The sequence below is a fragment of the Halolamina salina genome (genome assembly GCF_042678005.1).
Lineage (GTDB): Archaea > Halobacteriota > Halobacteria > Halobacteriales > Haloferacaceae > Halolamina > Halolamina salina.
Genome location: NZ_JBHUDH010000063.1, coordinates 435 through 4370, shown reverse-complemented (window position 1 = coordinate 4370; position 3936 = coordinate 435). Strand labels below are relative to the sequence as shown.

Below are 3936 nucleotides of genomic sequence, written 5' to 3'. Positions count from 1 at the left end.
CCGCGGGGGAGGGGTGGGGACTCGGTGCTGCGCCGGACCTCGTGTCCGGCGCACTGCGGTCGCAAGTGGTCAACGATCGGGGTGCTGTTGCGGTTACCGTCTCAGTTGCCAACGATCGGGCTGCTGTCGCCATCGCGGTCGCTGTTTCCGGAGCTACCTACCGAGGGTCGGTTTGCAACGCCGGCGTCCCACACAGAACCTGAATGACGAGCTACCTGACCGAAAAAGACCGAAAATCAGTCCGAGTAGTAGTACTCGCCGTTCCGCTTCTGCTCGCGGTCCTTCTGACTCCCGGGCTTGTTGATCCGCGGCCGGCCGGTTCGCTCGTCGCGGCGGAACGTAATGTCCAGATCCGCGAGGAAGTCGTTCATCCCCGCGCGCATCTCCTGTGGCGGGCGGGCGGTCCCGTGCTCGGCGGGCTCGCCGTCGAACACCATCAGGCGATCCGACAGCAGGTCGATCATGTAGATGTCGTGGTCGATCACCATCGCCGTCGCGTCGTGGTTCTCGGTGTAACGCCGGATCGCCGAGGTGGCCTGCACGCGCTGCTCCACGTCGAGGTGGGCCGAGGGCTCGTCGAGCAGGTAGAGGTCGGCGTCCTCCGAGAGACACGCTGCAATGGCGACGCGCTGGCGCTCCCCGCCGGAGAGGTCGTCGAGGTTCTGCTCCATGATCCCCTCCAGCTGGAGCGGCTGGGCGATCTCGGTGTTCCAGTAGGAGGAGCCGAACTGGTCGGTGATCGAGGAGAGGAACGCGTCGACACGCATCGGCTGGTCGATCTCGATGTACTGCGGCTTGTACGCGATGTCGAGCTGCGTGTCGAGTTCGCCCTCGTCGGGCTCCAGCGCCCCCGTGAACATCTTCGCGAGCGTCGACTTCCCGATCCCGTTCGGGCCGACGACGCCCAGCACCTCCGACTCGTAGATCGTCCCGCCCTCGACGTCGAGCGAGAACTCGCCCTCGCCGTAGGACTTGTGCATGTCGGGGTACTCGACGAGGGGCTGGCCCTTCGTCGCGGCACGCGGGGCGTGCTCCTCGAAGGTGATCTCCTCGGGCCGGATGCGCATGTTCTCGTTGTCGAGGTAGCCCGAGAGGTACTCGTTGATCCCGTTGCGGACCGACTTGGGGTCGGTGACGACGCCGTAGGCCCCAGGCTCCCCGTAGGTGACGTGGAGCGTGTCCGCCAGCAGGTCGAGGATCGCGAGGTCGTGCTCGACGACGAGCATCGAGCGGTCGCCGTCGTCGGCCATCTCGCGGATCAGCCGCGCGGCGGTCATCCGCTGACTGATGTCGAGATACGGCGTGATCTCGTCGAGGAAGTAGAAGTCCACGTCGCGGGCCAGCGTCGCCGCGAGCGCGACCCGCTGGAGCTCGCCGCCGGAGACGGAGTCGATCGGCTGGTCCATCACCGGCCGGATCGAGAGCTCGTCGACGAGGTAGTCGAGTTCGCCCCGCTCGTCGGTCCGTTCGAGCAGCTGTCGGACCTCCCCGTCGAACTGGTTGGGGATCTGATCGACGTACTGGGGCTTGCGTGCGACCTCAACCTCGCCGTCGATCAGCTTCTGGAGGTAGTTCTGGAGCTCGGTGCCGCGATAGCGGTCGAGCACCGACTCCCAGTCGGCCTCCCCCTCGAACTCGCCGAGATTGGGCGTCATCTCGCCGGCCAGTGCGTGGACGGCGGTCGACTTCCCGATCCCGTTCGGTCCGAGGATCCCGGTCACCTTCCCGGGTTCGGGCGTTGGCAGCCCGTAGAGCGAGAACGCGTTGTCACCGTAGCGGTGGACAGGTTCCTCGTCGAGCTCGTTCGGGAGGTTGATGATCTCGATGGCGTCGAACGGACACTTCTCGACGCAGATCCCGCAGGACTCGCCCAAACAGATCTCCTCGGAGATGTGGATCTGGTCGGGGTCGCCCTCGTCGGCCTCCTCGCCCCGGAGCGTGATGCACTCCTTGCCCGTCCGGTTGGGCGGGCAGAAGTTCTGGCACTCGTAGTTGCATCGGTCGGGCTGGCAGCGGTCCAGGTCCACGACCGCGATACTGTCGCTCGACATCAGAAGCTCACTCCGGTCGAGAGCACCACGGTGTAGCTCAGGAACCAGAGCGCGAACGTCATGAACGCGACGTAGAGGTTGTCCTTGATCCCGAACTCGCCGACGTCGACGCCGATCGCGTAGAGGATCGGCTGCTGGACGATCACGAACGCCGCGACGACCGCCAGCTGGGTCGTCATCCCCACCGACCCGGGGTCGGTGAACACCATCGCGCTCACGACGGTCGCGACCACGCCGGCCAGACAGGCGAGGGTCGTGACGGTCACCCCGCGGACGTGGTCCGAAAGCCCGCGAGAACTCTCCGTAGCCATAGAACCGACTCCGTGACGCGCCGACAAAAGGGGTTCGCTTGGGTCCCAAGCCGTGCTGGGGTGCGTCACCAGTCCACGAAGATTTATGGCGATGGGCAGTTTCGATCCGAAACGATGACCGAGACAGACGAGGAGGCCCTTGACGACCTCCCGCCAAGCGCCAAGCTCGTGTTCAAAGTACTCGAGTACGACGGTCCGCTGACCCAGAAGGGGATCGTCGAGGAGTCGATGCTCTCCGCACGGACGGTCCGGTACGCCCTCGAACGGCTGGAGGGGATCGGCGTCGTGGACGAGGACGTCTACTTCGCCGACGCCCGCCAGAACCTCTATCAGCTGAACCCCCCCGAACCGATGCAGGCCGACGGCGGCGCCGACGCCTGCTCGGGGCAGGCCGACTGATCGTCTCGACGGCTACTGGTAGCCCTCCGTCATCCGCTCGACGTACTTCGCCACCACGTCCACCTCCAGGTGAACCGGATCGCCGACCGACTTCTCCGACAGCGTCGTGATCTCCCGGGTGGCCGGGATGATCGCGACCTCGAAGGACGATTCGTCGCGTTCGGCGACGGTGAGGCTGATGCCGTCGACCGCGATCGACCCCTTCGAGACGACGTACTGGCTGACCGCTTCGGGGAGCGAGAACGTGTATCGCCAGTCCTCGCCCACCTGCTCGATCGCCTCGACCGTCGCCGTGGTGTCGACGTGGCCCTGTACGACGTGACCGTCGAAGCGCCCGTCCGCCGGGAGCGCGCGCTCGACGTTGACCGCGTCGCCGACCGCGAGCTCGCCGAGATACGTCTTCTCGACCGTCTCGCTCGCGAGGAACACTTCGAACCACTCCTCGTCCGTGTCGAACGCCTCGACGGTGAGACAGACGCCGCTGACGCTGATCGACTGCCCGTGGTGGAGGTCGTCCAGTCCCGGCGCCGCGACGGTGAGGCGCCGCCCGTCCGCAGTCTCCGTCACGTCGGTGATCTCGCCCGTCCGCTCGACGATTCCGGTGAACACGCCCTGCACTCCGCGCTGGCGTCTCAAGAGCGTTTCCACTCCCAGTTCTGTGGCGGGAAGGTTTTGCCCGCCGCCCGCCTACGGCGGGGCGATGCGACTGGGACTGCTGGAGACCGTGGGCGTGGCAGGCAGCCTCGTGTTCGCGATCCCGCTGGGGATCTACGCCGCCGAGCGACTGCTGGGTGGCGATCTCGTGGTCGGCGGCGCCTTCCTCGGCGTCGCGATGCTGATGGTGCTCCTCCCCAAGTACCTGACCACGCCCGGCGACCTGCCGGGGATGGCCGCCGAGCGGGCGGTCGAGGGCGTCGTCAGCGATCCCACGGAGTCCGACGAGGAGGAGTAGACCGAGCGAGGGTACGATCGCCGTTCGAGATGGCTGACAGACGGCGCGTCGACGGCGCCGCAGGGGGTGCGCCGTACTCCCGCCCGGACCACCCTGCGGCCGCGTTCAGACCACGGGGAGGCTGGTCGCGCTCTCGTTCAAAAAGTCGAGGCCGTTACTCGGGTGATACCGGCGTGAACCGAACCGGATAGCTCGCCAGCCGTTCGAAGCCGTTCTCGGTGAC

The 3936-nt window shown here is 66.6% G+C and carries 5 protein-coding genes; 2 read left to right on the top strand and 3 right to left on the bottom strand.

Annotated features, from left to right (window positions below; translation table 11 throughout):
* Positions 1-236 precede the first annotated feature (236 nt).
* Positions 237-2051, bottom strand: coding sequence for a ribosome biogenesis/translation initiation ATPase RLI (locus ACFR9S_RS07060; protein WP_379731879.1), 1815 nt, complete (start codon positions 2049-2051; stop codon positions 237-239).
* Positions 2051-2362, bottom strand: a complete 312-nt coding sequence (locus tag ACFR9S_RS07055; protein ID WP_379731878.1) for an EMC6-like membrane protein — start codon at positions 2360-2362, stop codon at positions 2051-2053. The genes ACFR9S_RS07060 and ACFR9S_RS07055 overlap by 1 nt, the downstream gene beginning before the upstream one ends.
* Before the next feature lie 114 nt (positions 2363-2476).
* On the opposite strand from ACFR9S_RS07055, the gene ACFR9S_RS07050 reads away from it, so the two are divergent.
* Positions 2477-2761 (top strand): ArsR family transcriptional regulator, encoded by a 285-nt coding sequence (locus tag ACFR9S_RS07050; protein WP_379731877.1) that lies wholly within the window; start codon positions 2477-2479, stop codon positions 2759-2761.
* 12 nt (positions 2762-2773) lie between these two features.
* Here ACFR9S_RS07050 and ACFR9S_RS07045 read toward each other — a convergent pair whose 3' ends face one another.
* A complete protein-coding gene (locus tag ACFR9S_RS07045; protein ID WP_379731876.1) occupies positions 2774-3370 on the bottom strand; it encodes a riboflavin synthase in 597 nt (198 codons plus the stop codon).
* A 91-nt stretch (positions 3371-3461) separates the two neighbouring features.
* Here ACFR9S_RS07045 and ACFR9S_RS07040 point away from each other — a divergent pair, with 91 nt between their 5' ends.
* Positions 3462-3713 carry a DUF7533 family protein gene (locus tag ACFR9S_RS07040; protein ID WP_379731875.1) on the top strand — a complete coding sequence of 84 codons (252 nt, stop codon included), beginning with the start codon at positions 3462-3464 and terminating at the stop codon, positions 3711-3713.
* Positions 3714-3936: the final 223 nt, after the last annotated feature.

Bases quoted from the DNA above. Each gene is read 5' to 3' on its own strand.
- ACFR9S_RS07055 (WP_379731878.1), bottom strand. From the start codon at position 2,362: ATGGCTACGGAGAGTTCTCGCGGGCTTTCGGACCACGTCCGCGGGGTG.
- ACFR9S_RS07040 (WP_379731875.1), top strand. From the start codon at position 3,462: ATGCGACTGGGACTGCTGGAGACCGTGGGCGTGGCAGGCAGCCTCGTG.
- ACFR9S_RS07060 (WP_379731879.1), bottom strand. From the start codon at position 2,051: ATGTCGAGCGACAGTATCGCGGTCGTGGACCTGGACCGCTGCCAGCCC.
- ACFR9S_RS07050 (WP_379731877.1), top strand. From the start codon at position 2,477: ATGACCGAGACAGACGAGGAGGCCCTTGACGACCTCCCGCCAAGCGCC.